The organism is Xanthomonas sp. SHU 308 (assembly GCF_000364645.1).
Lineage (GTDB): Bacteria > Pseudomonadota > Gammaproteobacteria > Xanthomonadales > Xanthomonadaceae > Xanthomonas_A > Xanthomonas_A sontii.
Genome location: NZ_AQOK01000443.1, coordinates 1 through 1,261, shown reverse-complemented (window position 1 = coordinate 1,261; position 1,261 = coordinate 1). Strand labels below are relative to the sequence as shown.

The window sequence follows — 1,261 nt, the reverse complement described above, 5'->3', positions numbered from 1 at the left end:
CTCGGCCGGCGCGGCAGGCGGGGAAGAGGTGGCGAAGGTACTGGACATGGCGGATCTCCTCGCGCGGCTCAGTGCCGCGGCGGCATGGGGAAGAAGGCGCTGGTGCTGCGCTGGTAGTCGGCGTAGTCGCGGCCGCGCGAGCGCAGCGCTTGCTGTTCGGTATAGGGAATGCCGGTGACGCGATAGAGGAAGGCGAACATCAGCAACGGGCCCAGCGCGGCCACGCCGACCCACAGCGCGCCGCTGCCCACTGCCAGGAACACGTAGGCGAACCAGTGCACGAATTCGAAGAAGTAGTTCGGATGCCGCGAATAGCGCCACAGGCCTTGGCGGCAGGTCTTGCCTTTGTTCGCAGGGTCGGTGCGGAACGCGGCCAGTTGCCGGTCGGCCAGGCTTTCCCCGCCGACCGCGATCAGCCAGGTCGCGACCGCCAACGTGGTCCACGCGCTCCACTGCGGCTGCGGATTGTGCGCGGCCACCGACAGCGGCACCGCGAACGCCAGCACCACCAGCGCCTGGCCGAGGAAGAACGCCAGGAACTTGCGCTGGTCGCCGTGCCAGTGCTCGCGCAGGGCACGATAGCGGCCGTCTTCGTGCGCATCGCCGAACACGCGTACGCCCAGATGCCAGGCCAGGCGCGCGCCCCACAGCCCACCCAGCACCGCGGTCAGTACCCGCGGCAGCAGCGCACCATCGGCGCGCCAGGCGCAGTACACCGCGGTCAGCGCCATGCAGGCCGACCACAGCACATCGACCACGCCGGCATTGCGGGTGCGCCGCTGCCAGGCCCAGCCGGCGAGCATGACCAGCACGGTGAACACGCCCACATGCAGGAGCGGCCAGGCGTTCATCGCACCGCTCCGGTGGCCGGCAGCGCCGGCGTGGCGACCATCAGGCGGCGCGTCGCCAGGCTCAGCAAGGTCAGCGCCGCGGCCCAGCCCACAGCCAGCGCCAGCAGCGCCTGCGGCGTGGGTGCCACCAGCGTCACCGCCTGCCAGCCGCGCGCGGCCAGCACATAGCCCAGCGGGCCGCCAATGGCGCCGAACAGCGCCGCGCGCCAGGGATGGCGCATCACCCAGGCCAGCGAGTGCTGGAAGGTCAGCGCGAAGCCGGCCCACAGCGCCAGGATCCACAGCGGCGGCCACGGTGCCGGCGGCGCGGCGGCGTAGCGCACCCAGTCGCCGGCGCGCATGGCCGCATCGACACCGGCACCCAGCGGCAACGCCAGGGCGATCAGCGCGGCGTCGCCATGCGCGCGGCG

At 72.4% G+C, this 1,261-nt stretch carries 2 protein-coding genes; both read right to left on the bottom strand.

The window, feature by feature from the left end; genetic code table 11:
- Positions 1-68: 68 nt before the first annotated feature.
- Positions 69-851 carry a DUF1295 domain-containing protein gene (locus D588_RS0114345; protein WP_017916476.1) on the bottom strand — a complete coding sequence of 261 codons (783 nt, stop codon included), beginning with the start codon at positions 849-851 and terminating at the stop codon, positions 69-71.
- Positions 848-1,261, bottom strand: a 414-nt coding sequence (locus tag D588_RS24860; RefSeq protein WP_017916475.1) for a DUF2878 domain-containing protein, incomplete at its 5' end; no start/stop codon positions are given. The genes D588_RS0114345 and D588_RS24860, both read right to left, overlap by 4 nt.